We start from the raw sequence: 562 nt of genomic DNA, 5'->3' as shown, positions 1-562 counted from the left end.
TAAATCAAAACAAGCGACATCTCGTAAGAAAACATTGGAGAAAATCGAATTGGATGACATCCGTCCTTCAAGCCGTAAATATCCATTTGTTGGTTTCGAACCAGAACGGGAAATTGGTAATGATGTATTAACTGTAGAAAACCTTTCTAAAACAATTGATGGCGTGAAAGTATTAGATAATGTTTCGTTCATTATCCGTCCAAAAGATAAAGTCGCTTTTGTATCTCGTAACGATATTTCAACTACTGCTTTAATGGAAATCATCACAGGGAATATGGAACCAGACTCAGGTTCATACAAATGGGGTGTCACTACAAGTCAAACTTACTTGGCACGTGATAACTCAGATGAATTTGAAAACAGTCAACAAAGTATTCTTGATTGGTTACGTCAATTTGCCAATGGTCCAGAGGAAGAAGATAACACATTCTTACGTTCATTCTTAGGTCGCATGTTATTCTCTGGTGACGAAGTAAATAAAAACCTAGATGTATTGTCAGGTGGGGAACGTGTTCGTTGTATGTTATCCAAGATGATGTTATCTAAAGCCAATGTATTGGTG

1 protein-coding gene is annotated in these 562 nt (G+C 36.8%); it reads left to right on the top strand.

The annotated features are described in order from the left end of the window. A partial coding sequence (locus ACRCJ0_RS18870; protein ID WP_431391736.1) for an ATP-binding cassette domain-containing protein occupies nucleotides 1-562 on the top strand: 562 nt, incomplete at both ends.

This window comes from Aerococcus sp. L_32 (assembly GCF_050689315.1).
Note: the sequence above shows the minus strand (reverse complement) of the source record. Positions and strands in the feature narration are given on the sequence as shown.